This window comes from Deinococcus frigens DSM 12807 (genome assembly GCF_000701425.1).
Taxonomy (GTDB): Bacteria; Deinococcota; Deinococci; order Deinococcales; family Deinococcaceae; genus Deinococcus; species Deinococcus frigens.
In genome coordinates this window covers 81,324-104,004 of record NZ_JNIW01000004.1, presented here as the reverse complement: position 1 = coordinate 104,004, position 22,681 = coordinate 81,324, and the positions used below count along the sequence as shown (strand labels likewise).

General features: G+C 66.1%; 26 protein-coding genes. 7 read left to right on the top strand and 19 right to left on the bottom strand.

Annotated features, from left to right (window positions below; translation table 11 throughout):
• Positions 1-128 precede the first annotated feature (128 nt).
• Both Q322_RS0102725 and Q322_RS21495 read right to left on the bottom strand, forming a co-directional pair.
• Positions 129-887, bottom strand: a complete 759-nt coding sequence (locus Q322_RS0102725; RefSeq protein ID WP_029475693.1) for a delta-60 repeat domain-containing protein — start codon at positions 885-887, stop codon at positions 129-131.
• Between the two features lie 275 nt (positions 888-1,162).
• On the bottom strand, positions 1,163-3,532 hold the full coding sequence (locus tag Q322_RS21495; RefSeq protein ID WP_051668049.1) for an NPCBM/NEW2 domain-containing protein: 2,370 nt from the start codon (positions 3,530-3,532) through the stop codon (positions 1,163-1,165).
• 207 nt (positions 3,533-3,739) lie between these two features.
• On the opposite strand from Q322_RS21495, the gene Q322_RS0102715 reads away from it, so the two are divergent.
• Positions 3,740-4,759 carry an aldo/keto reductase gene (locus tag Q322_RS0102715; protein WP_029475689.1) on the top strand — a complete coding sequence of 340 codons (1,020 nt, stop codon included), beginning with the start codon at positions 3,740-3,742 and terminating at the stop codon, positions 4,757-4,759.
• Positions 4,760-4,830: 71 nt separating this feature from the next.
• On the top strand, positions 4,831-5,577 hold the full coding sequence (locus Q322_RS0102710) for a chlorite dismutase family protein (RefSeq protein ID WP_029475688.1): 747 nt from the start codon (positions 4,831-4,833) through the stop codon (positions 5,575-5,577).
• Positions 5,578-5,586: 9 nt separating this feature from the next.
• On the opposite strand, the gene Q322_RS0102705 is transcribed toward Q322_RS0102710, so the two are convergent.
• From Q322_RS0102705 to Q322_RS0102650, 12 genes are all read right to left on the bottom strand, one after another.
• Complete coding sequence (locus Q322_RS0102705) at positions 5,587-6,471, bottom strand: DUF2268 domain-containing putative Zn-dependent protease (protein ID WP_029475686.1); 885 nt, start codon at positions 6,469-6,471, stop codon at positions 5,587-5,589.
• Positions 6,472-6,480: 9 nt separating this feature from the next.
• On the bottom strand, positions 6,481-7,149 hold the full coding sequence (locus tag Q322_RS0102700; RefSeq protein WP_029475684.1) for a response regulator: 669 nt from the start codon (positions 7,147-7,149) through the stop codon (positions 6,481-6,483).
• A gap of 22 nt (positions 7,150-7,171) precedes the next feature.
• Complete coding sequence (locus Q322_RS0102695; protein WP_029475682.1) at positions 7,172-8,194, bottom strand: DUF4097 family beta strand repeat-containing protein; 1,023 nt, start codon at positions 8,192-8,194, stop codon at positions 7,172-7,174.
• Positions 8,191-9,939, bottom strand: a complete 1,749-nt coding sequence (locus tag Q322_RS0102690; RefSeq protein WP_029475681.1) for a sensor histidine kinase — start codon at positions 9,937-9,939, stop codon at positions 8,191-8,193. Before Q322_RS0102690 ends, Q322_RS0102695 begins: the two co-directional genes overlap by 4 nt.
• 59 nt (positions 9,940-9,998) lie before the next feature.
• Positions 9,999-10,688, bottom strand: a complete 690-nt coding sequence (locus Q322_RS20540) for an alpha/beta fold hydrolase (protein WP_034417373.1) — start codon at positions 10,686-10,688, stop codon at positions 9,999-10,001.
• Between the two features lie 37 nt (positions 10,689-10,725).
• Complete coding sequence (gene lepB, locus Q322_RS0102680) at positions 10,726-11,463, bottom strand: signal peptidase I (protein WP_029475677.1); 738 nt, start codon at positions 11,461-11,463, stop codon at positions 10,726-10,728.
• Positions 11,460-11,792 carry a hypothetical protein gene (locus Q322_RS0102675; protein WP_156952848.1) on the bottom strand — a complete coding sequence of 111 codons (333 nt, stop codon included), beginning with the start codon at positions 11,790-11,792 and terminating at the stop codon, positions 11,460-11,462. Before Q322_RS0102675 ends, lepB begins: the two co-directional genes overlap by 4 nt.
• A gap of 14 nt (positions 11,793-11,806) precedes the next feature.
• On the bottom strand, positions 11,807-12,124 hold the full coding sequence (locus Q322_RS0102670; RefSeq protein ID WP_029475673.1) for a PadR family transcriptional regulator: 318 nt from the start codon (positions 12,122-12,124) through the stop codon (positions 11,807-11,809).
• A 102-nt stretch (positions 12,125-12,226) separates the two neighbouring features.
• Positions 12,227-13,012 carry a BON domain-containing protein gene (locus tag Q322_RS0102665; RefSeq protein WP_029475671.1) on the bottom strand — a complete coding sequence of 262 codons (786 nt, stop codon included), beginning with the start codon at positions 13,010-13,012 and terminating at the stop codon, positions 12,227-12,229.
• A gap of 145 nt (positions 13,013-13,157) precedes the next feature.
• Positions 13,158-13,880 carry a 2'-5' RNA ligase family protein gene (locus Q322_RS0102660; RefSeq protein ID WP_034417368.1) on the bottom strand — a complete coding sequence of 241 codons (723 nt, stop codon included), beginning with the start codon at positions 13,878-13,880 and terminating at the stop codon, positions 13,158-13,160.
• A 2-nt stretch (positions 13,881-13,882) separates the two neighbouring features.
• A complete protein-coding gene (locus tag Q322_RS0102655; protein ID WP_029475667.1) occupies positions 13,883-15,367 on the bottom strand; it encodes an aspartate aminotransferase family protein in 1,485 nt (494 codons plus the stop codon).
• Between the two features lie 34 nt (positions 15,368-15,401).
• Positions 15,402-15,686, bottom strand: a complete 285-nt coding sequence (locus tag Q322_RS0102650) for a rhodanese-like domain-containing protein (protein ID WP_029475665.1) — start codon at positions 15,684-15,686, stop codon at positions 15,402-15,404.
• A gap of 71 nt (positions 15,687-15,757) precedes the next feature.
• On the opposite strand from Q322_RS0102650, the gene Q322_RS0102645 reads away from it, so the two are divergent.
• Both Q322_RS0102645 and Q322_RS0102640 read left to right on the top strand, forming a co-directional pair.
• Positions 15,758-16,087 carry a rhodanese-like domain-containing protein gene (locus Q322_RS0102645; RefSeq protein ID WP_245593111.1) on the top strand — a complete coding sequence of 110 codons (330 nt, stop codon included), beginning with the start codon at positions 15,758-15,760 and terminating at the stop codon, positions 16,085-16,087.
• Between the two features lie 14 nt (positions 16,088-16,101).
• The gene (locus Q322_RS0102640; protein ID WP_051668056.1) at positions 16,102-16,464 is read left to right on the top strand and encodes a metal-sulfur cluster assembly factor; all 363 of its coding nucleotides are present in this window, start codon (positions 16,102-16,104) and stop codon (positions 16,462-16,464) included.
• Between the two features lie 425 nt (positions 16,465-16,889).
• Here the strand turns inward: Q322_RS0102640 and Q322_RS0102635 are convergent, their stop codons facing one another.
• Positions 16,890-17,564 carry a zinc metallopeptidase gene (locus tag Q322_RS0102635; RefSeq protein WP_029475658.1) on the bottom strand — a complete coding sequence of 225 codons (675 nt, stop codon included), beginning with the start codon at positions 17,562-17,564 and terminating at the stop codon, positions 16,890-16,892.
• Positions 17,565-17,755: 191 nt separating this feature from the next.
• A complete protein-coding gene (locus Q322_RS0102630; protein WP_029475655.1) occupies positions 17,756-18,031 on the bottom strand; it encodes a stage V sporulation protein S in 276 nt (91 codons plus the stop codon).
• 171 nt (positions 18,032-18,202) lie between these two features.
• On the opposite strand from Q322_RS0102630, the gene Q322_RS20535 reads away from it, so the two are divergent.
• Positions 18,203-18,736: a hypothetical protein gene (locus Q322_RS20535; RefSeq protein ID WP_051668048.1), complete on the top strand. Its 534-nt coding sequence runs from the start codon at positions 18,203-18,205 to the stop codon at positions 18,734-18,736.
• Here the strand turns inward: Q322_RS20535 and Q322_RS0102620 are convergent.
• Both Q322_RS0102620 and map read right to left on the bottom strand, forming a co-directional pair.
• Positions 18,733-19,404 (bottom strand): pentapeptide repeat-containing protein, encoded by a 672-nt coding sequence (locus Q322_RS0102620; RefSeq protein ID WP_156952846.1) that lies wholly within the window; start codon positions 19,402-19,404, stop codon positions 18,733-18,735. The two genes, Q322_RS20535 and Q322_RS0102620, sit on opposite strands and share 4 nt — an antisense overlap.
• The gene (gene map / locus Q322_RS0102615) at positions 19,401-20,162 is read right to left on the bottom strand and encodes a type I methionyl aminopeptidase (protein ID WP_029475651.1); all 762 of its coding nucleotides are present in this window, start codon (positions 20,160-20,162) and stop codon (positions 19,401-19,403) included. Before map ends, Q322_RS0102620 begins: the two co-directional genes overlap by 4 nt.
• 201 nt (positions 20,163-20,363) lie before the next feature.
• On the opposite strand from map, the gene Q322_RS0102610 reads away from it, so the two are divergent.
• Both Q322_RS0102610 and Q322_RS0102605 read left to right on the top strand, forming a co-directional pair.
• A complete protein-coding gene (locus Q322_RS0102610) occupies positions 20,364-21,215 on the top strand; it encodes a M55 family metallopeptidase (protein ID WP_029475649.1) in 852 nt (283 codons plus the stop codon).
• A 73-nt stretch (positions 21,216-21,288) separates the two neighbouring features.
• Positions 21,289-21,708 carry a hypothetical protein gene (locus tag Q322_RS0102605; RefSeq protein ID WP_029475647.1) on the top strand — a complete coding sequence of 140 codons (420 nt, stop codon included), beginning with the start codon at positions 21,289-21,291 and terminating at the stop codon, positions 21,706-21,708.
• 25 nt (positions 21,709-21,733) lie between these two features.
• Here the strand turns inward: Q322_RS0102605 and Q322_RS0102600 are convergent, their stop codons facing one another.
• Positions 21,734-22,681 carry a histone deacetylase family protein gene (locus tag Q322_RS0102600; RefSeq protein ID WP_034417361.1) on the bottom strand — a complete coding sequence of 316 codons (948 nt, stop codon included), beginning with the start codon at positions 22,679-22,681 and terminating at the stop codon, positions 21,734-21,736.

The window sequence follows — 22,681 nt, the reverse complement described above, 5'->3', positions numbered from 1 at the left end:
CATCGGGCGTTAAGAACAGCGTGTGGAACGTGGTAATTACCGCCGAGATCAGCGTCGAGAATGCATACAGCTCTGGTGGCGGCCCCTGTGGAATGGCCGCCACCCGAGCAAAACCGATCTTCGGAGCGTCAGGGGAACAGGCGCACGGTCCTCTCGCCCTCCACACCCGTAGGCGTGAACTGCGCCGTCGTGGCGATGATCTTGTGCCCGGCGTCCTGGGTCAGGGCGATCAGCGGGCCGGACCCGATCTGCACGTTGCCCTGCGGCGCGGCCCCGAAGGTCAGGTCCTGGCCCAGATCTGCACTGAAGCGCGCGACGTAGGTGGTGTCGCCCGCGTAGCTGCCCAGCACGACGCTGCCGTCCGGCTGGGGCAGCAGGCCGGTGATGACCGTCTGGTACAGTTGTGCGCCTTGCGGCACCCTGGGCTGAAACCGGACGCCTGCCCCAACCACGCCGTCCGGACTGAACCGCTGGAGCAGGGCACTGGCGAAAAAGCGCCCGGTGCCGCCGCCAAGAATGATGGTGCCGTCCCTCTCCAGGGCCACCGAGTGGAAGGTGCTGCGCTCTCCCAGGCCGCCCAGGCCGATTCCGCCCCGCGCGAAGGCCGGGTCCAGAGCGCCCGTCTCGAGGTAGCGCGCCACTACGGCACTGTAGCGGTTGGCGTCGTACTGGGCCTCACCGGCCACCACAATCTTGCCGTCCGGTTGCAAGGCCAGGCCGTACAGCTTGTCCGTGGAAGCGTCGCCGCCCGCCAACAGCGCATTCAGCGGGGTGGTGACGACGCCGCCGCTGCCGAAGGTGTGGTCCGGCGTGCCATTGCCCGGCGAATAGGCGACCAGCAACAGGGCAACGGGGCCGAGCAGCAGCGGAAAAAGGGAAATCGACATCAAGATTCTCCAGCCGAACGAGAAGGCGTGACAGCGCTACGCCGAGCTGTCAGGCGGACTTCCAGGTGCAGAATCGTATCTCCAGAAAAGATGAAGAAACAGCGATTAAAGTTGGAGACGCCTGAGCCTGGGGGCGGTCCACAGCCTGTAGAGGAACTGTTTTGAACAGCAAACGCATCGCCTCACTCTCGCCGGCTCATGACAGCAAAGAACCGTCCGGGAAAGCCACCCGGACGGTTCGTCAATGAAGCAATTTGTAAAGTCAATCCGGCGCGTCAGCGGAACAGACGGTAGGTGCCCTGGCCCTGCACGCCGTCAATGGTTCGTGAAGCGGTGGTCGCAACGATCTTGCCGTCGGCGCTCTTGATCAGCGAGATGATTGAGCCTGTGCCGACGCGGACATTGCCACCGGGAAAGAGGCCGAACGAGGTGTCCTGCACCAGTGCAGAGGAGAAACGGGCAATATAGGTGTTGGCGCTGTTCAGGCCAACAGAGTGGCCGCCCACGATCACGCCGCCGCCGTCCTGTAAAGCCAGGGTATCCACGATGGTCTGGGAGAACTCCGGCTCCTCGGCGGGGTTGAACTGGAATTTGACGCTCGGCCCACCGGTTCCATCCGAACTGAACTTCTGGAGGAACGGAGAGGTGAAAAACCGCGCGTCTGCCCCACCCGCGACGATCTGCCCGTCCGGCTGGACAGCGACAGTGCGGAAGACGGCGTACCCGCTGTCGCCGCCCAGCGCAATACCGTCGCCGGAAAACGAGGAGTCGAGCTGCCCGGTAGGCAGGTAGCGGGCCAGAATCGCGGGGCCGGAGCCGGCATTTTCGGACAGCCCCGCCGCCACGATCTTGCCGTCGGACTGAAGGGCAAGGCCGTAGATGTCGTCATTCTGGTAGGAAGAGGAGCTGAAAGCGGGCAGGGTCTCCAGCGCGGTGAAGACCTTGCCGCCTTGCCCGAACCCAGAGTCAGGCACCCCGCTGCTTTGCAAACGGACCAATGCAAAGTCCAGGGCCGTGGACTGCGAGACAGGGGAGGCAAACGACCGCACAGCGTACCCTCCCAGCACAATCTTGCCGTCCGGTTGAACCACCACGTCCCTGGCTGCCGAGCCAGTCTCCGGGCTGGAGGGTGAGCCGGCCTCGCTCAGCGGCAACCAGACCACGCCGCCCACGCCGAAACTGGGGTCTAGCGTCAGGTTGGGCAGGTAGCGCGCGGCGGCCATCTCGCCGCTGATCTGGCCCACCACGACCAGCCTGCCGTCGGCCTGCCGGGCCAGGGCATGGGCGACGCCGTTCGGCATCCCCGCACCCTGGGCCAGCACCGCGCCGGAGGGCGACAGACGCGTGATCTTGAAATTGCTGTCCAGCACGGCCACCGCGCCGCCGTCCTCGGCCACCACGTCCACGCCGCCCGCGTTGGCACGGCCCCCGCTGCCGAAGCTGGGATCAAGGGTGCCGGGCTGCCTGTCCTGCGCGGGCAGGATGCAGGTCAACTGGGGATCGGCCCAGTCGGCGTGATCGAAGTTCATGTTGTCGCCCGCGTCGCTGACTTGCAACCTGAGTATCCTGACGTCCTTCACATTGACCGTGATGCTCCTGGCCGCCTCGCCGCCGCGCACCACGCCGCTGTTGTACAGTTCCCGGCCATCCAGAAATTGTGGATCGTCTTCCAGCACCCGGAACACCACGCTGCCCCGCTTTCCTACCTCGTCGTCGATGCCCACTTTGGCCGTGAGGGTGACGCATTTGCCGTCCAGGTCATATTTAATTTCAGAGCGGGTGGTGGACGAGGAATGCACGCCCAGCCCCCTGGCAAAGACCTGCCCGCCGATGGTCAGCGGCCTGCCGTCGAACTGGCTCTGCTCGCCGTTACTCTTATCAAACTCCACCGGACCCCAGCCGTTGCGGGCCGAGACGTAGGGCAGGTCGCTCAGGAACACGTTGCCCACCGGCTGGGCCGCCGCGCAGTACACCGCCGCCTCGCCCCAGTCGGCGTGATCGTAATAGTTGTTGTCGCCGCCTGAGACCGACAATCTCAATTCCCTGACTCCGGCCACGCTGACGTCCACCGGAAGGCTCAGGTCAGAGCCGCGCCGCACCCCGCTGTCAAACAGCAGCCTGCCGTCCCCGAAGACCTTGAACTGCGCGCTGCCCAGCTTGCGGACCTCCTCATCGATGCCTACGAACGCGCTGAAGGTGTTGCATTGCCCACCCAGCGCGTACCTGATCTCGGAGTTGGCGTGGACGCCCAGCCCCTTGGCAAAGACGCGCCCGCCGACCCTGAGTGTGGTGCCGTCCCGGACATCCTGCTCGCCGTTGCTGCGGTCCCGCTCCACCGGCCCCCAGCCATTGGTGGCCGAGGTCCATTGCAGGTCCGACAGGTAGTTCTGGCCAGCGTTCAGCGCCTGTGCGTTCAGACCGGACGCGGCGCTGGGCGAGGCCCAGTCGTAGGTGCGCCCGTCTGCGTAGGGATTGGCACCGGGGGCGTCCAGCCGATCACTCCAGGGGTACTGCTGGCCGTTCGCGTAAGGGCTGCCAGCGGGCAGATTCTCGCTGCTGCCCTGCGTGGGGGCGGGCGTCTGCGAGCAGGCGGCCAGCAGGAGGGCGGTGCAGCCCAGCGTCAAGGGAAAGAACTTTCCAGTCATAGGTCTCCAGGTCAAGCGGGCGATATACGAAATTTCCAAACATGGATGCGAAGTAGATGCCGCAGTATGACACCGCTCTTACATTTAGAATGATTAAACATAAAGCTGATGTTCATGAGACTGGCCCTGAAGTTCGTGCGCCCTCGCCCGGCCTGACCGCTCGTTCGGGGTCATCCTTCCCCCGCACACAGTGGAAGAGTGCAGGGCATGGAATACCGCGAGTTAAAAGGAACGAACCTGACGGTCAGCGCTGTGGGCTTTGGCGTGTGGACGGTGGGCACGACGTGGTGGGGCGTCAAGGACGAGGGCGTGGGCAAGCGGCTGCTGCGCGAGGCCTACGACTCGGGCGTGACCTTTTTCGACAATGCCGACACCTACGCCTCGGGCCGCGCCGAGGAAATGCAGCGCGAAGCCCTGGGCGACGTGCGCGAGAAGATCGTGATCGGAACCAAGTTCGGCTACGACATCTATAACAATCCGGACCGTCCGGGGCAGCAGGAACGCCCACACGACTGGTCTCCCGCCTACCTCCGCAGGGCGCTGGAGGGCAGCCTGAAACGGCTGGGGACCGACTACATCGACTTCTACCAGCTCCACAATCCGCGCGTGGACGCCATTCAGAACGATGACCTGTGGGCCGAGCTGGATAAATTGAAAGGCGAGGGCCTGATCCGCGCTTACGGCACGGCGCTGGGGCCAGCTTTAAACGAGCGGCAGATCGAAGAAGGGATCGCCACCGTGCGGGACCGCCGTGCGCCCACCCAGATCATCTACAACCTGCTGGAACAGGTGCTGGGCGAGGCGATTCTGCCGGTGGCCGGGGAGGCGGGCGTGAGCATCGTGGCCCGCGTGCCGCACGCCTCCGGGCTGCTGGAGGGTTACATGACCAAAGACACCGAGTTCGAGCCGGGCGATCACCGCAACTGGCGCATGACCACCAACGCGAAGAAAAAGGCGTGGATGGAAGACGGCCTCAAGAAGGTGGAGGACTTGCAGCAGTTTGTCGGTGGCCGCACCATCGGTCAACTCGCCATTCAGTTCGCGCTGCACTCGAAGGTGATGGCAAGCATCCTGCCCAACATTTACGACGAAAAGGGACTGAAAGAATATGTCGCTGCCTTCGATGCCAGACCGCTGGGGAACGACGAATACGACGCCATCCAGACCCTCTACCGCGACAACTTTGGCCTGACCCACGACTTGCGCGGGCAGGAGGTGGCAAGGTGAGCGAGCAAAAGCCCGAGCAGACGCCTGCCACGCCGCCCACCGGACGCCCCGCAGCCAGTGGCCGCCCCAAGATGATGGTAGACCTGGACCCCAGCGGGCAGGTCACCGGGCGCGAGGGGGACCGCAGCAACCGCCAGTTCATGAATTACGCCTTCTTCAAGCTGGACCCAGCGTTTCGCCGATTGCCGCAGGCCGAGCGCGACGAGATCCGGGCCGAGTTTCAGGCCGCCGCCGAGGGCTGGGTCAGTGACGCCCCCGCCGAGAAGGGCCTGATCCTGCGCCCGTACTCCCTCGTGGGCGTGCGCGGCGACGTGGATTTCATGCTGTGGCGCATCGCCTTCGACGTGCGCGACTTTCAGGAAGCGCAGGCCCGCCTCAACCGCACCCGCCTGATGGGCTACCTGACGCAGCCGTACAACTTCGTGTCCATGAACAAGCGCAGCCAGTACGTTAACCGCGTGGAGGGCAGCGGCCACGGCCTGGAAGTGCTGCCGGGGCAGGGGCAGTTTCTGTTCATCTACCCCTTCATGAAAACGCGGGCGTGGTACGACCTGACGCCGCACAGCCGTCAGGGCATGATGGACGAGCATATCCACGCCTCCGCGCCGTTCAAGGGCGTGCGGATCAACACTTCTTACAGCTACGGCATCGACGATCAGGAATTCGTGGTCAGTTTCGACAGCGACTACCCGCAGGAATTCGTCGATCTGGTCCACCGCCTGCGCTACACCGAGGCCAGCATGTACACCTTGCAGGACACGCCGATGTTTACGTGCGTGAAAAAGGAACTGGCGGGGGTTCTCGGGGATTTGGGGTAAAAACCATCCTCAGTCGAAGTAGCCGCTCAGACGCGTAAACTCCTCGGGTTCCCGCAGGGCGAAATCGAGCAAATCGTAGATTAAATCGGGCTTGTCGCGGTGCTGCTCGTGATAAGCACGCATGATCCGCCCACCGATGAAATAGCCCAGGTCGGCGGGTTCGTCTTTGGCTTGGTTGCCTTGATAGAGCCAGCCCTCTGGCCCGACACTCGAAGCGATATCACACAGGAAACGCGCTTTCAGCTCTTCCTCATAGGCCAAGCCGTACCCACAGATTCGGCGGTTGATGACCTCACCGCTGACCAGTTCGCCCAGGTATTCCGCCGCCCCTTCAGCCAGGCAGTACAGCAGCAAAGTGCGCCTGTGTTCCGGCACCGAGTCATGGGGCTGAAACGTGTGGATCAGTTCATGGGCGGCAATGGCGGGCAAAATATCTGGAGGCATCAGAACTGAACGCTCCCAGGCGTTCAGTTCGGTGGTTGCAGTTTTTGGGCCAGCGCAGAAAAACTCCAGGCCGATTACAGCGAATGTCCGCCCCTCTTCGTGGCCCATCGTGCCGCCGCTGTTCAGCGCCCCGATCACGACAAAAATGTCGTTGCTTAGATAGCCTGGAAGCACTTCGGCCAGCCGCTCCGAAAGATGTTCCAGCCGGGAATGCAGAGCGCCAGCCGTTGCCAGTGAGCATTCACGGATGCTGGCGTAAAAAGCCCGGCGCGAGCGCAACACGGCGAGAAGCTCGGCGGCGGAAGCAATCCGCTCCAGTACAAAGGCGCGTAAGCCTGGGCTGCCTGGGTCCAGATAGAGGCGTTGAATTTGCGCCTCAGCATCTGGCGCGTCAATCTGGTCAAATGCCTGCCAGAATCGAGGAACGTCTTCGGTAATGAGCGACGACATATCTCCAGATTAGCCCTCCACACCATCCAGCCTGGCAATTCTATGCTTCAGGGCATACAGCGCCGCCTGCGTCCGGCTCTCCAGTGCCAGCTTACTCAGCAACCGGGACACATGCGTCTTCACGGTGGCCTCGCTGACGCCCTGATCGGCGGCGATGTCGCGGTTGCTGTGGCCGCGCGCAATCAGTTGCAGCACGATGGTTTCCTTGGGGGTCAGGGTCTCGCGCATCTCCGCGCTGCGGAAGTCGCGGACCAGGCGGCGGGCGGCCTCGGGGTGCAGCCGGACTTCCCCGCGTGCAGCGGCGTGGATGGCGTCGGCCAGGGTATCGCTGGAGGCGTCCTTGAGCATGTAGGAAATCGCCCCGGCCTCGATTGCGCCGTTGACCTTGTGTTCCTCCAGCGTGCTGGTCAGGGCAATGACTTCCGTATCGGGCAGGGCGCGGCGCAGCGCTTTGGTGGCGGTGATGCCGTCCATCACGGGCATCATCAGGTCCATGACCACCACGTCGGGGGTCAGGCGCTGCGCCTCGGCCAGGGCCTCCTCGCCGTTGCCCGCCTCGCCCACCACCTCGATATTGGGGTCCAGGCCCAGGAACAGGCGCAGGCCCTGGCGCACGACGGCGTGGTCATCGACGAGCAGAACGCGGACGCTGGGGTGGGCTGGAGTGGGGTTGGACATGGGTGGGCCTCCTGGGGGCAGGTTACTCAGAGAGAAATTCGAGGGCGAAATTGTCGCCCGGCGCGTCGATGAACACGTCCAGCTCGGGGGCATCGGCGGATGGCTGACCGGCGGGGAGGGTCAGGGTGTCGCGGTCCGTGAACCGGACCCGCAATTTGAGGCCGGGGGCGGCGCGCAACGTCACCTCGCCGCTCTGGGTGCGGATGTCCAGGTTGCCGCGCGTGCCCGCTGGGGCCGTGGCCGTCACTTCGCCGCTGGCCGTGGTCAAGGTGCCCCGCGAGAAGGTGGCGGGCAGGGTCAGAGTCACGTTGCCGCCCGTGGTCCCGGCTCCCAGCGTGCCGGTCCTGGCCCCGGCCAGATTCAGTCTCAGGTCACCGCTGACCGTGTTGACGCGCACGGCCTCGGGGGCCGCGCCGGGTGGGGCGGTCACGGCGATGTCGCCAGAGGTACTGACCAGGGCAAACGGTCCACCGGCCCGTGCGGGCAGCGTGACACTCAGATCACCGCTGACGCTGCGGACATTCAGCGCCCGCAGGCGCAGCGGTGAGAGGTCCAGCGTCTGGTTGCCGCCCACCGTGCGCGCGCTCAGGGTCAGGGGAATGCTGCGGGTGGCCTTCAGGTCAATGACGTGCTGCACCGGTTCGGGGTAGGCGACGGTGACGCCGGGCCGCTCCAGCGACTGCACCCGCAGGGTCAGGCCAAAGTCAAGCTGGTTGCCCGCACGGCTGACGCTGACCTGCACCGGATTGCGCAGGCGGTGCGTGACCTGTCCCCCCACCGCCAAGGCGCTTCCGGCGGGCAGCGGCCCCAGAGTCAGGTTGGTGCGGTCCCCGTCGATCTTCAGAGTAGCGCTGCGTGCCAGATCGCCCGGCTGTGGGCCGTCGAGCGCCACGCGGACCGGCGTGGTCTCGGCTCCCATGCCGGGCGTCGGCCTGACCGTCGCCCCTTGCCAGGTCAGCAGCGCGCCAGCAGCAGCGATCAGCAGACCCAGCGCCATCCGCGACAGCACCGAGGTCAGGGGCCGGCTGCCGGGGCTGACGGTCACGCCTCCACCCTGGCAGATTTGGCAAGCGAGGGCCGCGCGGCGGGCAGGCACAGGGTGACGGCGGTTCCCTCTCCGGCAGAGCTACGGACCTCCAGCGTGCCGCCCGCCCCCGCTGCCCGCTCGCGCATGCTGCGCTGGCCCAGCGTGCCGCGCCCGGCTGCCGCCGTGTCGAAGCCGCGCCCGTCGTCGCGGATGGTCACGGTCACGGCTGGCCCGTCCTGCGCTACCTCCAGCCAGACGTTGCGGGCGCGGGCGTGCTTGACAATGTTGTGCAGCGCCTCCTGGGCCACGCGGTAGGCGGCAGCCTGGGCGTCAGGCGTCAGCAGTGGCTCGTGGTCCAGACGGGCGTGAACGCTCAGACCGTGACGGGCCTCCAGCGCGTGGGCGTGCTGAGCCAGGGCGGCCACCAGTCCGCCCTCCTCCAGCGCGTCGGGGCGCAGGCTGAACAGCAGGGCCTTCATCTCCGAGACGCCGCCCTCGGCCAGCCGGATGGTGTAGTCCAGGCTGGCGCGGGTGCGCTCGGTGTCCTTTTCCAGGGTGGCGCGGGCGGTCTTTGCGCCCAGTGAAATGCCGTACAGCGCCTGGGCCACGCTGTCATGCAGCTCGCGGGCCAGGCGGGCGCGTTCCTGCTCTCCGGCCCGCGCCCCGGCTCGCTCGATCAGTTGCGCGGCGTGCTGGGCGGTCCCGGCGTGATCGGCGATGCTCAGGAGAAAGGCCAGCTCGTCCGCGCCGGGGCGCACCCCTGCCGGATACAGGGCGCGCAGGGTGCCGCCCTGAAGCTGCCCGCCCTCCAGCGCCCCCGCCGAGGCAGGCAGCGTGACGGGCAGCGTTGCCAGCGCGCCCCCGCCCTGAATGATCCGCACGTCCGCCTCGCCCTGGGACGGCAGGCGGTCCAGCGGGCCAGACAGCCCTGGACCCTGTGGGCCGCTCAGCGCGCGCAGACTTCCGTCCGGCGCGGTCAGCGCCACCGAGCGCGCCGTGCTGGCGGCCCGCGCCTGGGCGGTCAGGTCCGCCAGCGTCGCCTCCAGATCGTCGCCCAGGGCCACCCGTCCGGCGGCGCGGCGCAGGGCCACCACCTCGCGCCGCGCGGCCTCGTAACCGGGATCGCGCGACAGCAGGGCCACGGTCAGGCGGGTCCACATCCGGCCCATCAGGTTCAGCACACCCGCCAGGATCAGCAGGCCGCCCAGTCCCAGGCCTACCAGGCCCACCACGGCCAGCGGGCCGGGCAGCAGCGTCAGTTCGCCCCAGACCACCGGGAACATATCGGGATACTGCGCCCACACCGGCGACAGCAGGCCCAGCACGGTCAGCCCCAGCAGCGTGCCCAGCACCAGCCAGCAGATCAGCGCCAGCGGCAACTGGATCACATGGAACAGCAGCGTACGATAGGTCATGGGGTCGGCCAGCGTGCCGCGCAGCCACGCCAGCGTGCCCCGGTACACGGGCGGCAGGGGCGGCGGCGCGTAAGTCACGCCCAGCACCCCGGCCAGCGCCCGCTGCACGTCGCCCAGGCCGCCCACCAGCCACAGCGAACCCAGCAAAAAGGCCGCGCCCACCAGAAAGGCCAGCGTGAGCAAGCCGCCCAGCACACCGCCGGTGATCAGCCCCGCCGTGAATGCGCCCATCGGCAGCGCCAGCAGGATGTACAGCGCCGCGCGGTAGGTGTGGGGGTCCAGCAGATCGGACAGCACGCCCCCGCGCCGTCCACCCTGAATTCGCTGTGGCCTCATCCGCACCATCATGCGACGAGGGTACGCCGGGCGGGCCACAAGGGCGTCCGCCGAAAGGGGGAAGCACCCGGTCAGAACGTCAGAATTCCCCGCAGCGCCTGTTCCAGCTCCGGCGCGTGCGTCAGCCAGGCGTGGTGTGGTGCGCCGGGCAACTCGCGCCATTCGGCAGCGGGCAGCAGCGAGGCCAGTTGCGCGGCAGGCCAGCCAGGGCGGATGTCGGCCCCAGAGTGCAGGAACGTCGTCTTTACCGGCAGCCGCAAGAGATGGAGCAGCAGATCGGGCAACTTGATCCAGCGCCGCCAGTCGGCCAGCAGGGCGCGGTGGACTTCGGGACTGTATGGAATGTCCAGCGGCAGCTCTGCATCCTTGCTGGCCTCGTAGGCAGCCTTCCAGTCCTGGTCATGCTGAATGCCGGTTCCAGCGAAACTGATCAAGTGGGAAACTCGTTCAGGGTGCGCCAGCGCGTAGGCCAACCCCAGGGCCGCGCCCCAGGAATGGCCCAGCACGCCCCACTGCTCCAGGCCCAGCGCCTCACGCACGGTTTCCAGATCGGCAATGGCCGCATCCAGACCATGCGCGCCGCCTCCGCTCTGTCCGGTTCCCCGCGCGGCCAGCAACAGGCCCTCAACATCGGGCAGCAGCTTCGCCACTGGCTTCAGATAAGGGTCATACCCTGGCCCGCCAGACAGCAGCAACAGCGGCGGCCCCGCGTTCAGGCGGGTCAGGTGAAGGGGGATGCCGTCGGCAGCGGGGATGAACATGATTGCAGCATGAGGCAGAGCGCCGAGACTGGATGGTTCAGGGCAGCAGCAAACGCGGATTCCATTCCTTCGGGCCGCCAAATTTCACGCGCTGTTCGGGACGCGGTCCAGAGTCGCAGGGTGGGATAGAATCCGTGTGGCGAATCAGCGGCCAGACGCTTGCCACCGCGCGGGCCGAGATGTCCTGCACGTCCACCGGCCCGAACACGCGGCTGTCCAGGCTGCCGCCAGGGCTGCGGTTGTCGCCCATCACGAAGTAGTGATTCGGCGGGACCATCACCTCGGTCAGATCTGTCCGAGACGGTGAGGCCGCGACGCTGGTGGCGAGGGAGCTGTCGGTGTCGGGGCAAAAAGCATTCCAGTAGGTGTGGGTGGCCGTCTCTGCCAGCGGCTGGCCGTTGACCCGGACCTGTCCGGCGCGGACGCTGACCGTATCGCCCGGCACGCCCACCACACGCTTGACCAGAGACGGGCGGTAGCGCCACGGCAGCGGTAGCCCCCGGTAGGTGTTGCGCCATTCGTACGCCGCCTCGCGCGGCGGTTTGAAGACCACGATGTCGCCCCGGCGGTATTCACCCAGACCCAGCCAACGCAGCCCCAGCCGGTGCGCCCAGCCCTCGGCGGTGGGCAACAGCAGGCGTTCGCCGTGGCGCAGCGCGGGCAGCATGCTGGCCCCGTCCACCCCCACCGAACTCGCGCCAAACTGTGTGATCAGCAGCGCAAAGACGGCGGGCGAACCCCACCCGCGCCACAGCCCCAGCAGCCGGGTGTTCATGGCCGCAGCTCCTGAGCGCTGGACGTGGCGTGCGTTTCCGCGCCCACTGCGTAGGCCACCCCGCCCAGCGCCAGACCGACGAGCAGGAGGCGGAGCGCCGCTCCCAGCGTGTATACCCGCGCCAGATTCAGGGCCAGCCACCACGGCGAACCCTGTGCGCGCAGGGCGGCGGCCCAGGCGTCCGCCTCCACTAGACCGTCCAGGTGGGCATCGAGCATGGTCTGGTACAGGTTGGCATGCAGTTCGGCCCGCACGGTCCGGCGTACCTGTCGGGGCAGCAGGCAAACAGCGTGGTCCAGGTAAGTTTCAACGGAACGCGGCGTCTTCACCACAGCGTCCTGATTTACCACAGCGTCCTGAGCGCGCGGTCAAACGCGGCGTAGCCCTCGCGGCGGCGGATCAACTCGGCGCGGCCCGCCTCGGTCAGCAGGTAGGTCCTGACCGGCGGCCCGCCGCGCGCGGGCTGGGTCCCTGCCGCACTCAGGAATCCGGCGCGTTCCAGACGGTGCAAAGCCGGGTACAGGCTCCCGGCGTTCAGCCGAATCTGCCCCCCGGTCAGCGCGTCCACCCGCTTGGCGATGTCCTGCCCGTAGCCGCCATCGCGCTCCAGCACGCTCAGCAGGATCAGCTCCAGGTTGCCCTTGAAGAGATTCACGTCCATCACTCCACCTCCACTCTCAGTCTCTGATATCAGGAAATGATAATGATGGGAAAAAAGAATGGCCGCCCCCGGTTCAGGGGCGGCCTCCTGTGCGAGCGCGGCTCAGCCGGGAATGCGAATCTGCTGGCCCACCTTGATCAGATCGGGGTCGCTGATGTTGTTGTAGTGGGCGATTTTCTTGTACTCGGTCACGTCGCCGTAATACTTCTGGGCAATCGCGCCCAGGGTGTCGCCGGGCTTGACGGTGTACACGGTGTCGCCGGTGGACTGGTCCTTTTCCTGGCTCAGTTCCTTGGCCCCCGCCGCCACGCGCAGGCCGCTGATGTCCACCCCGGACACGCCGTCCACCTCGCGGGCCAGCTTCTCGGCCAGACGCTGCTCGTGGTCGCTGTCCACCACGCCGCGCAGGATCACGCTCTTGCCGCTTTGCAGCACGTCGATGGGATCGTCCTTCAGCTCGCCGTTGCTGCGGATGGCCTTGTGAACGGCCTTGGCGATCTTGCTGCGGTCCTCCATCTCCTTGATTTCCGCCTCAAGGCCCGGTGCGGCGGACGCAGGCTTGCCCCCCGGGCTGGCCGGAATCTCTGCGGTGCCGCTGGCCGGGCCTGAGGTAAACGAGTTGTCCGAGGCACTGGGGCCAGCGTCCTGGGGAGCCGCCTGCTGGGGCGCTTCCTGGGCGATCAGACCGCCCGTGTCCACCGACTTGACGCCGTTGATCCCCTCGGCGACCACCTTGACCAGGCTGCCATACCGGTCATTGGGGACCATGCCGGTGACCGTGACGTTGCCACCCTTTTCCTGAACTTGCAAGCCCAGGTCTTTCAGGCGGGGCTGCTCGCTCAGGGCGTCCTTGACTCTATCCGCTGTACTTTTTCCAAAAGGCCACATGGCAGGACCCTAGCGCGGGTTACACTTCTGGTGTTAACAGCCACACCTCCCTAAAGGATTGCTCAGGATTTCGGTGGGAGGAGGCCGCGAGATGAACGGCGGAATTTGATGCGCCAGCACGCTTTAAGGCTATGTCATTCTACGTTCACCGCATGAGGTCAAACCCGGCCAGCGGGATACATTCGACGCCGGACTGACTGCGCCGGTACCTCACCAGACTCAGGCGGGAGAGGCGGGCCGAACCGGTGGACAACGTGCGCCGTTCAGCCAGCCAGTCGGAGACCGCCCCGGACTGCCCCAGTGGACCGCCGAACACCACCAGACTGCTGTGTGTGGTGCGCCGCACTTCCTCAGCTTCCGGGCCGTGGTGAAGTCCTTTTTCGGCGAGCTGACGGTGAAGTTCACGGCGGAACTCACGCAGACCGCCCATGGCGTACCCCTGCGCGATGATGCCCGTGTGGTTGCCGTTCAGGCCCGCGTAAGTCACCTCAAACGGCCCGGAGCGTCGGCACAGTTGGCCTAGCAGGTCTCGGTAGACCCCCACGCGGGCACCATGCTCGCCCACCTCGGCCCTGTAGAACTCGCAGGCGCGAATGGTGGTGTGCAGATTGCTGGCGTCATAGAAGGTGTGGTTCTCGCCGCATAGAGGCCGTACCTCATCCACGAGCGCCAGCAAGCTGGACGCAAAATCAGCATCGAAGCCGGCGATGACGCTGATGCCCCAGCGGGTGCTGCCCGCGTCCGCATCAGGCACGGGATCGGCCACCACACCATTGCGCGCGATCTCCGGCTGACCGGTGGCCCACATCCGGTCATAGCCCGCCTGAACAGCTTCAAAGTCGGGCGCTTGGACGGGCAGCGCATTCATGTTCACCCGTCGCTGGGCGTGCGTTTCTTGGGCTTGCTGGCGGCAAATTTGGCGAGTTTGGCGATCAATACGGGCGGCGTGCCGGTCAGCAGTTCCCGCGACACCGGGCGGCGCTTTGCGAAGGCGTCCACCCGGTCAAACATGGTGCCGAACAGGTCACGGGGCATGTCCAGCGCGGGGGTCAGGCGCACCGTGCGCTTGCTGCTCAGGCTCAGGTTTGCCATCACGCCGCCCCTGTGCAGCTCACGCAGGGCCAGCAGGGCGGTGGCCTCGAAGACCAGTTCCTTGAGGACGCCGGGCAGCGGCACACCCAGCAGCGGCTGGAACTGCATCGCCAGCAGCAAGCCCTGGCCGCGCACCTCTTGCAGCAGGCGGGGATACTGGAGCTGGGTGGCGCGCAGCCGTTCCAGCCCCACCCGGCCCAGTTCCAGACTGCGGGCGGGCAGGTCATTCTCGATCAGGTATTCCAGCGACTTTAATCCCACCGCCATCGCCAGCGCGCCGCCGCCGAAGGTGTTGCTGTGGCGCTTGCTGCTCAGGCCGCCCAGCATCTTTTTGTAGATGTCGTGACGGGCAATCGTCGCGCCCACCGCCGTCAGGCCGCCGCCCAGCGGCTTGGCCAGGGTGATGATGTCGGGGTCCAGCCCCTGAGATGCCGATTCGAACCAGTGGCCGGTGCGCCCCAGCCCGGTCTGAATCTCGTCCGCGATGACCACGATGCCGTGCCCCCGGCAGTATTCGCCCAGACCGCTCAGGAAACCTGGCGGGGGAATATTGACGCCGCCCTCGCCCTGAATGGGTTCCACGATCACGCAGGTGATCTTGTCCGGGCCGACACGCCGGACCAGCGCCTTGAGCGCGTCCAGATCGCCGTATGGCACGGTCAGCGCCCCCGGCACCAGCGGGCGGAAGATGTCCTGGTATTCCGGGTTGGGCGTCAGGCTCAGGCTGCCCAGTGTCTTGCCGTGATAGGCGCTGCCGAAGGAGATCTGGAACTGGGAGGCGGGCCGGAACGCCTTGGCAAACTTGAGCGCGCCCTCCACCGCCTCGGTGCCGCTGGAGCAGAAAAAGACCTGGGAATCGGCGTGGCTGGGCAATTCGCGGGCCACCAGGCGAATCAGGTTGGCTTCCAGGGCCGCGCGCCACGGGGCGCTGGACTGCTGCGGCAGGCCCATCGAACGGTTGTGATCGAGGAACTCGTGCAGAAACCCGGTCAACACCGGGGGCATCTCGCCAAAGGGGGTGGCGGCGTACCCGCTGGCGTTGATGCGGCGCACGCCGTCCTCGTCCTCCAGCTCCCAGGGCGTCACCCGCGCAAACGGCCCGGCCACGCCCAGGATGCCCAGTCCGTACAGCAGCTCGGCATTGCCGTATTCCAGCTCCAGCCGCCGGGTGTCCAGGGCGCTCAGGCGGTCGTGCAACACATCGTCGGCAGAGATGAAACCGGGGGGCAGTTGATGGGACTGGGTTGGAGAGGGCGCAGACATGGAAGTCAGTGTAGAGGGTGAGCGGGAAGGACACTCAACCGCTTCCCACTTCCCGCAGCAGGGCCGGAACACCGCCCGGATAGGCTTCAACTGCCAGCCCATCGGCCCGCAGATACTTCGCCGCCAGCCCGGAGCGCACGCCGCGTTCGCAGATCACCAGCAGCGGCCCAGTCTCCGTCGTCAGGCCGTGTACGCCGTCCTCGATCTGCTGGAGAGAAACGGCCAGGACGGGTAGCGCCGTCAGCTTCTCCAGCGGTTGGGCAAAGCGCAGTTCGGCGGGGCGCAGGTCCAGGACGGTCACGCCTTCGGGCAGGGGCATGGGCGCAGAATAGGCCAACGGTTCCGGCGAGGGGCACATTCCGCCCACAGGACTCGGCTATGCTGCTATGCATGGAAGAAGTGACCCCGCAGGAAGGACAGCAGCGCATGCAGCAGGGCGCGCTGCTGGTGGATGTCCGCGAGCAGAATGAATACGACGACCTGCACGCCCAGGGCGCGACGTTGCTGCCCCTCAGCGAACTGGAAGGCCGCTTCTCGGAACTGCCTAAAGACCAAGAACTGGTGATGATCTGCCGCAGCGGCGCGCGCAGCGCCCAAGCGGGCGAGTACCTAATGCAGAACGGTTACCGTCAGGTGGTCAACCTGGGCGGCGGCACGATGGCCTGGGCCGAGGCGGGCCTGCCCACCGAAGGAACTGCGTCTCAAGGAGAGCTGAGCTGATGGACACCGAAGCGATGGACACCGAACAGAACGTACCGGCCACCGCTGCCCCCGCTGGCGGCCTGCCCAGCGCAGAGCAGGTGCGCGAGGCCCTGAAGGTCGTCAAGGACCCCGAGATCCCGGTGAACGTCGTGGACCTGGGCCTGATCTACGGCGTGGACGTGCAGGAAGGCGGTCTGGTGGACATCACCATGACCCTGACCAGCGTGGGCTGCCCGGTGCAGGACCTGATCCGCGCCGACGCCGAGATGGCCGTGGCCCGCCTGGACGGCGTGACCGACGTGAACGTGGAATTCGTGTGGACGCCGCCGTGGGGACCGGACAAGATGACCGAAGATGGCAAGCGCCAGATGCGGATGTTTGGGTTTAACGTTTAAGGCTGGATGACAACAGAAACATCTCCAGTTGAAGATCGAGACCCTTCGCCTACACTCTTCTGCAAAGCTTTGTAAGTCGAAGTGACTTATCTTTCCTGTCACTTGCATCAGCGGATGTTTTCTAACAGCGCCCTGGGACGATGAACAACCACGACGGGAATCCCATTGATGACGGGCAGCGGATACTCAATCAGGCTAAAGTCATAGGCGAAAGCTGCACTATACAATCTGATCTAATATATTTAGAGGATAGATATTATATACTTCCAGCGTTTGAGAAGTATGTCTGCGAAATAAGTAAGGACGATGCCATTGAGATGTATCCAGACTCATTTGACGCCGCTAGAAATCCAATCATTGTATAAATCTGAGAAAGAGGCGGCCCCATCTGGAGGCCGCCTCTTCTTTCTACTGAACTTTAACCGTTACCGGCGGGCAATCCCCAGGATGTTCAGGAACTGCACCAGCGCCATCGCAAATCCAGCCACGTAGGTCAGGGCGGCGGCGGTCAACACGTTCTTCGCGCCGTTCTGGCCTTCCACCGTGCCGTTCAGGCCCCGGCTGTCCAGGTAGGCCAGCGCGCGGCGGCTGGCGTCGAATTCCACCGGCAGCGTGACCAGATGAAAGATCAGCGCCGCGCCGAACAGGATCACGCCTACCCATAACAGACCAGGCTGAATCAGGACAATACCCGCCAGCAGCAGCCACGGTGCCAGGTTCATGCCCAGACTGAGCGGCACGGCCATCTTGCCGCGCAGCACCAGCGCGGGCATCCGCACCTTGTCCTGCATGGCGTGGCCGACCTCGTGGGCGGCCACCGCCATCGCGCCGACGCTGGCGACGCCGTAGACGCTCTCGCTGAGGTTGACGGTCTTCTTGCCCGGATCGTAGTGATCGCTCAGGTTGCCAGGCACGGCGACGATTTTTACGTCGGGCAGGCCGCCGTCGTCCAGCATCATGCGGGCCACGTCCGCGCCGGTCAGGCCACGGGCGTTGCGGACCTGGCCCCACTTTCTGTAGGTGCGGCTCAGGTAGCCCTGGATGAGCATAGACGCCACGAACACGATGATGATTGGAATGGTGTAGGGGCCTAGAAACATGGGGGGACTTCCTCCGGGAAGTGGGGCGCGGCCCTGAGACGGGTCCGGCCAGTTATGCGTAGTTAAAGAGAAAGCGAACCCCGGTTAGAGATTTCGCTTCTGATATCTTAGCGTCCCCCACTCAGATTTCATGAGAGCAGAAGGCAGGAGAATTTACGCGCAGTTGACCTTGTTTTACGCGCGGAGGCCGCCTACACGGTGGCCAGGGGTTGCGCCAGCACGTTGAATTTCAGCGCGGTGCGTTCCTCGTTCTGCACGTCCAGCTTGACGAATTCCGGCTGGGCGCACAGGTCCAGGCCGTCGTTCACCAGATAGCCGCGCGCAATTGCCAGCGCCTTGACCGTCTGGTTGACGGCGGCGGGGCCGATGGCCTGAATTTCCACGCGCCCCTGGGACCGCAGCAGGGCAGCGATGGCCCCGGCGATGGCGTTGGGACGGGAAGTGGCAGAGACGCGCAGGGTTTCCAAGGGCGAGGTTCCTCCAGGAACTGAAACGCCCAGAGTCTAGGCGACAGCGGCACAGCGGGCAATTCCCCCAGCGGGTGCCTGGTGTGGTGGCCTGCCCGCCTCCGCCTTTGGGGGGATGCCGGGCCGCCCACGGGCGCTTATGGTCAGCCCCAGCAATCGGAGGTTTGAACCGTGGAAGAAGTCCTGATCCCCATTTTTTTCTTTGGCAGCCTGTTCGCCTTTCCCCTGCTGCGCCGCCAGATGATCCACCGGCACCGGCTGGAACTTCTGCGACAGCAGGAGGCCGCTGCCCCCGCCGCGCCTGCCGCTGCCACCGATAGCGCCGCCACCGACAGCGCCGCCGAACTGGCGCTGCGCCTGCCGGAACCACACCGCCTGTACGCACTGGCGCTGCTGTGCCGCCTTCAGGACGCTCTGAACAGAGAAGCGTTGGACGCCCACAGCGCCTTCGTGATCCGGCAGGCCCGTTCCGAGTACCTGCCCGCCACCCTGCGCGCCTACCTGAATCTGACCCCCGCCTCCCGCAGTCGCCTGAGCGCTCAGGGACAGGACGCCGAAAAAATGTTGCGCGAGCAACTGGAGTTGATCAGCGGCGGCGTGGCCGATGCGCTGGGTCAGGACTACGCCCCGGCAGACCGGTTGCTGACACAGGGGCATTTTCTGGGCGAACGCTTCGAGGCGCAGGCCGTGCGGGTACGGGCCTAAGCCTCTTCTGCCAGCTCCTCCACCCGCACGCCCAGCAGGTGCGCCAGATCAAGGAGCTGCACGGGTTCGACAGTCACACCTGCCAGTTCGCGCAGCCCCAGGCGAATTCCCTGAACATCAGAGCCGCGCAGGTCCGCGCCGTCCAGCTCCGCGCCGTGAAACTCGGTCTTGCCCAGCGCGCAGCCCCTGAACACCGCGCCGGGCAGTCTGGCGTCCATGAACACGGCCTCGGTTAAGTCGCAGCCTTCGAGCCACAGGTGTTTGGATTCAACTTCTGGCCACAGCGACAGCGGGGCGTGCGCGCAGGTCAGGCGAACGTGACGCAACACCGCTTCCGGCAATTGCAGGCCGGTCAGGCGACAATCAGTGAACTGCACGCGCTCCAGCGCCGCCTCGGTCCATTTCGCGGCGCTCAGGTCACAGCCCTCGAAACGCACGTCTTTCAGGCGGATCAGGTTCCATTCCACGCCGCTCAGGTTCACCTCGCGGAACACCACGCCCTCCAAGGACACGGTTTGCAGCGTGCCCGCCTCCAGCGAACAGACCTCCATGACACCGCCCCGGTAGACCGATTCATCCTCCAGATCGGACGGCGCTAGAGTCCGCAGCCCACCGCGCGGGAACTTCGGCGGGCTGGGCGCTTTGATTTTTAGGGGCGGAGGGTTCACAGGGTCAGGATTTCATGGCCTCTGGGCGTGACCACCAGCGTGTGTTCAAACTGGGCGCTGGGCTGCTTGTCTTCGGTGATCACCGTCCAGCCGTCGGCCAGCAGACGGGTTTCGGGCCGTCCCAGGTTGACCATCGGCTCGATGGTAAAGACCATGCCGGGCTGGAGTTTGAGGCCGGTGTAACGCGCGCCCGTGGGGTAGATGGTGGGTTCCTCGTGCAGACGCTTGCCGATGCCGTGACCGGTGTATTCGCGCACCACGCCGTAGCCCCGGCCCTCGGCCAGTGATTGGATGGCGTGGCCGATGTCGCCCACGCGGGCGTTCGGGCGCACCACTTCCAGGCCAGCGTTCAGGGAGTCTCGGGCGGCGTCCACCAGGCCCTGAACCTCCGGGCTGACCGTGCCCACCGTGTAGGTGTGGCAGGCGTCGCCGTACATGCCGCCCAGCAGCACGCCGATGTCCACGCCGATGATGTCGCCCTCTTTCAATTCGCGCCCGTCGGGGATGCCGTGGCAGATCACCTCGTTGACGCTGGCGCAGATGGTGCCGGGAAAGGGATTGTTGCGCGGGCCGTAGCCCAGGTAGGCAGGAACGGCCCCGGCCTTGCGGATATGTTCCTCCGCGATGCGGTCCAGTTCGGCCAGGGTCACGCCGGGTTTGACGAAGGGATCGAGGATTCGGAAGGTTTCGGCCACCAGCGCCCCCGCGCGGCGCATGGTCTCAATTTCGCGGGCGGATTTCAGGGGAACGCGGCTCATAGCGAAAGAGGCTAGCACGGGGTGCCAGCAGGATTCGGGGCTGGAAATCACGGTGGAGACTTGTGGCGTTTGAGCAGAAACCTGGGCACATTGCCGCCCGATTTCTCCCTCTTACACACGGTCCAACCACTCAGACCTCCCGGCCTTCAGACCATCTCCACGCCCCACCTCCCCTACACTGCGCCACATGAGGCAACACCTGTGAAAGTGGTGATCAGCGTGGATATGGAGGGCGTGTGCGGGGTGGCGTCGTGGGTGCAGGTCAGCCCGCCGGAATTCGGGGGCCTGGTGAGCGGCACGGAATATCAGGTGGCCCGCGAGCGCATGACCCGTGAGGCCGCCGCCGCTGCCGAGGGCGCGATCATGGGCGGGGCCACCGGCGTGCTGATCAACGACAGCCACGACACCATGCGCAATCTGATCCCCGAACTGCTGCCCCCCCAGGTGCGCTTGACCAGCGGCAACGACAAACCGCTGAGCATGGTGCAGGGCGTGCAGGAAGAAGGCGTGGGCGCGCTGCTGTTCGTGGGCTATCACGCCCGCGCCGGAAGCCCGCGCGGCCCACTGGCGCACACCTGGAACGGCTTTATCCGCAATGTGCGAATCGGTGGTATCGATACCGGGGAATATGGGCTGAACGCGCTGCTGGCCGGACACTACGATGTGCCCGTGGTCTTTGCCTGCGGCGACGACGTGGCGATGGGCGAGATCAGCGCCGAACTGGGCGCAGCGGTGGTGACCGTGGCAGTCAAGGAAGGGCTGAGCAGTTTTGCCGCCATTCACCTGCACCCCGCCGAGGCACAGAAACGCATCCGCGAGGGGGCCGAACAGGCCGTGCGGGCCGCCAAGACTGCCCAGCCCTACACCACCCGCTGGCCCGCGCCTTGCCAGGTGTCCTTTGACCACCAGGCCCGCGCCGACGCCTGCGCGCGCGTTCCGGGCGTGACGCGGGTGGACGCCGTGACGGTGGGCTGGAGCAGCGAGAATGCCTATCACCTGTTCCAGACCTTCCGCATGCTGGCGACGGTGGCGGGCGTGCGGCTGAACGGCTGAGTGAGAGATGGGCTGGGTCTCTCCCTATTACGCGGCAACCACCACGCTCATTCCCGCCGGTTAACCTGAACCCATGAACCCCCGCACCCTGCTGACCCTCGCCGCCCTCGCCCTGCCTTGCAGCGCCTCGGCGGCCACCGCCTGGGCCGGGGTGGACGCCACGACGAAGGGGTACGGCCTGCACGCGGGCCTCTCGGTCTTGCGGGTACCGGTTCTGGGAACGCTGGGGATCGAGGGCGCGGCGGAGAAAGCCTGGCGCAAGGAAAATGCCAACCGGTTCGCGGTGGGCGCAACCCTGCGCGACATCAACCTGCCGATCACGCGGGTGGACGCCTTTGCCAGCGCGGGCGCGGAGTACGCGGGCCGCTTCGGCGTATACGGCGAGGGCGGGTTGCGCGGGCCGCTGCTGGGGCCAGCCGGATGGCGGGCCTACGTGCGGAGTGGCACCGCTTCAGGCTTCGGCGCGGGCGTGGGCCTAGAGCTGCGGTTCTGAGGGGGAATTGGAGCGGCTTAACTGGTCATCGGCTTTCTGCTGCCTGCGCCCGCCTCTTCCCGAACGCCTCCAGAGCCGCCTCCACCGTGCCCAGCCGCGCCGCGATAAGCTGCTGCGGATCGCGGTTGTAGCCTCCGGCCATCACGGTCACGAGGGGAATTCTGGCGCGGGCGGCCCACCTGAACACGCGCTCGTCACGCTGACGCACCCCATCCAGGCTCAGGGCCAGCTTGCCCAGTTGATCGCCCGCCAGCACATCCGCACCCGCAAGGTAAATGGCGAAATCCGGGCGGAAGGCGGCCATGGCGGGGGCCACCTGAGAGTCCAGCGCCGCCAGATACGCCGCGTCATCGGTGCCGTCGGGCAGGGCGATGTTGAAGCCTGCCGCCTCCTTCTGAAAGGGGTAATTGTTCGCGCCGTGCATGCTGACCGTCAGCGCCCGCGCCTCGTGCGCCAGCATGGCCGCCGTGCCGTTGCCCTGATGCACGTCCAGATCGAGGGTCAGGATGCGGCGGGCCTGTCCGCTGTCCAGCAACCACCGGGCGCTGATGACCACATCGTTTAAGAAGGAAAAGCCCTCGGCGTGATCAGTGTAGGCGTGGTGGGTGCCGCCGCCGAAGTTAAGGCCCAGCCCCCAGCTCAGGGCGTCGCGGGTGGCCGCCAGGGTTGCGCCGCTGCTGCCCAGGCCGCGTTCCACCACGGCGGGGGTCCACGCGAAGCCCAGCGCGCGTTCCTCGGCACGCGTCACGTCACCACCTTTCCAGCGGGCCAGGTACGCCGGGTCATGCACCTGCTCGGCCAGCGCCCAGGGCAAATCGGGGGCCTCTTCTAACGGGAGCAGTTCACCCACCCTTTCCAGCAGTTCCAGCATCGCCTCCCGCGCCATGAACTGCCGCCGGGGCGCGGGCTGCCCGGCATAGGCGGCGCGGCGATAGGCGGTAAAGGCGCGGAAGGGATGGGAAAAGGCGGCCAC

Coding starts and splice junctions, on each gene's coding strand:
- Q322_RS0102725 (WP_029475693.1), bottom strand. CDS start 887: ATGTCGATTTCCCTTTTTCCGCTGCTGCTCGGCCCCGTTGCCCTGTTG.
- Q322_RS21495 (WP_051668049.1), bottom strand. CDS start 3,532: ATGACTGGAAAGTTCTTTCCCTTGACGCTGGGCTGCACCGCCCTCCTG.
- Q322_RS0102715 (WP_029475689.1), top strand. CDS start 3,740: ATGGAATACCGCGAGTTAAAAGGAACGAACCTGACGGTCAGCGCTGTG.
- Q322_RS0102710 (WP_029475688.1), top strand. CDS start 4,831: ATGATGGTAGACCTGGACCCCAGCGGGCAGGTCACCGGGCGCGAGGGG.
- Q322_RS0102705 (WP_029475686.1), bottom strand. CDS start 6,471: ATGTCGTCGCTCATTACCGAAGACGTTCCTCGATTCTGGCAGGCATTT.
- Q322_RS0102700 (WP_029475684.1), bottom strand. CDS start 7,149: ATGTCCAACCCCACTCCAGCCCACCCCAGCGTCCGCGTTCTGCTCGTC.
- Q322_RS0102690 (WP_029475681.1), bottom strand. CDS start 9,939: ATGATGGTGCGGATGAGGCCACAGCGAATTCAGGGTGGACGGCGCGGG.
- Q322_RS20540 (WP_034417373.1), bottom strand. CDS start 10,688: ATGTTCATCCCCGCTGCCGACGGCATCCCCCTTCACCTGACCCGCCTG.
- lepB (WP_029475677.1), bottom strand. CDS start 11,463: ATGAACACCCGGCTGCTGGGGCTGTGGCGCGGGTGGGGTTCGCCCGCC.
- Q322_RS0102670 (WP_029475673.1), bottom strand. CDS start 12,124: ATGGACGTGAATCTCTTCAAGGGCAACCTGGAGCTGATCCTGCTGAGC.
- Q322_RS0102665 (WP_029475671.1), bottom strand. CDS start 13,012: ATGTGGCCTTTTGGAAAAAGTACAGCGGATAGAGTCAAGGACGCCCTG.
- Q322_RS0102660 (WP_034417368.1), bottom strand. CDS start 13,880: ATGAATGCGCTGCCCGTCCAAGCGCCCGACTTTGAAGCTGTTCAGGCG.
- Q322_RS0102655 (WP_029475667.1), bottom strand. CDS start 15,367: ATGTCTGCGCCCTCTCCAACCCAGTCCCATCAACTGCCCCCCGGTTTC.
- Q322_RS0102650 (WP_029475665.1), bottom strand. CDS start 15,686: ATGCCCCTGCCCGAAGGCGTGACCGTCCTGGACCTGCGCCCCGCCGAA.
- Q322_RS0102645 (WP_245593111.1), top strand. CDS start 15,758: ATGGAAGAAGTGACCCCGCAGGAAGGACAGCAGCGCATGCAGCAGGGC.
- Q322_RS0102640 (WP_051668056.1), top strand. CDS start 16,102: ATGGACACCGAACAGAACGTACCGGCCACCGCTGCCCCCGCTGGCGGC.
- Q322_RS0102635 (WP_029475658.1), bottom strand. CDS start 17,564: ATGTTTCTAGGCCCCTACACCATTCCAATCATCATCGTGTTCGTGGCG.
- map (WP_029475651.1), bottom strand. CDS start 20,162: ATGAGCCGCGTTCCCCTGAAATCCGCCCGCGAAATTGAGACCATGCGC.
- Q322_RS0102605 (WP_029475647.1), top strand. CDS start 21,289: ATGAACCCCCGCACCCTGCTGACCCTCGCCGCCCTCGCCCTGCCTTGC.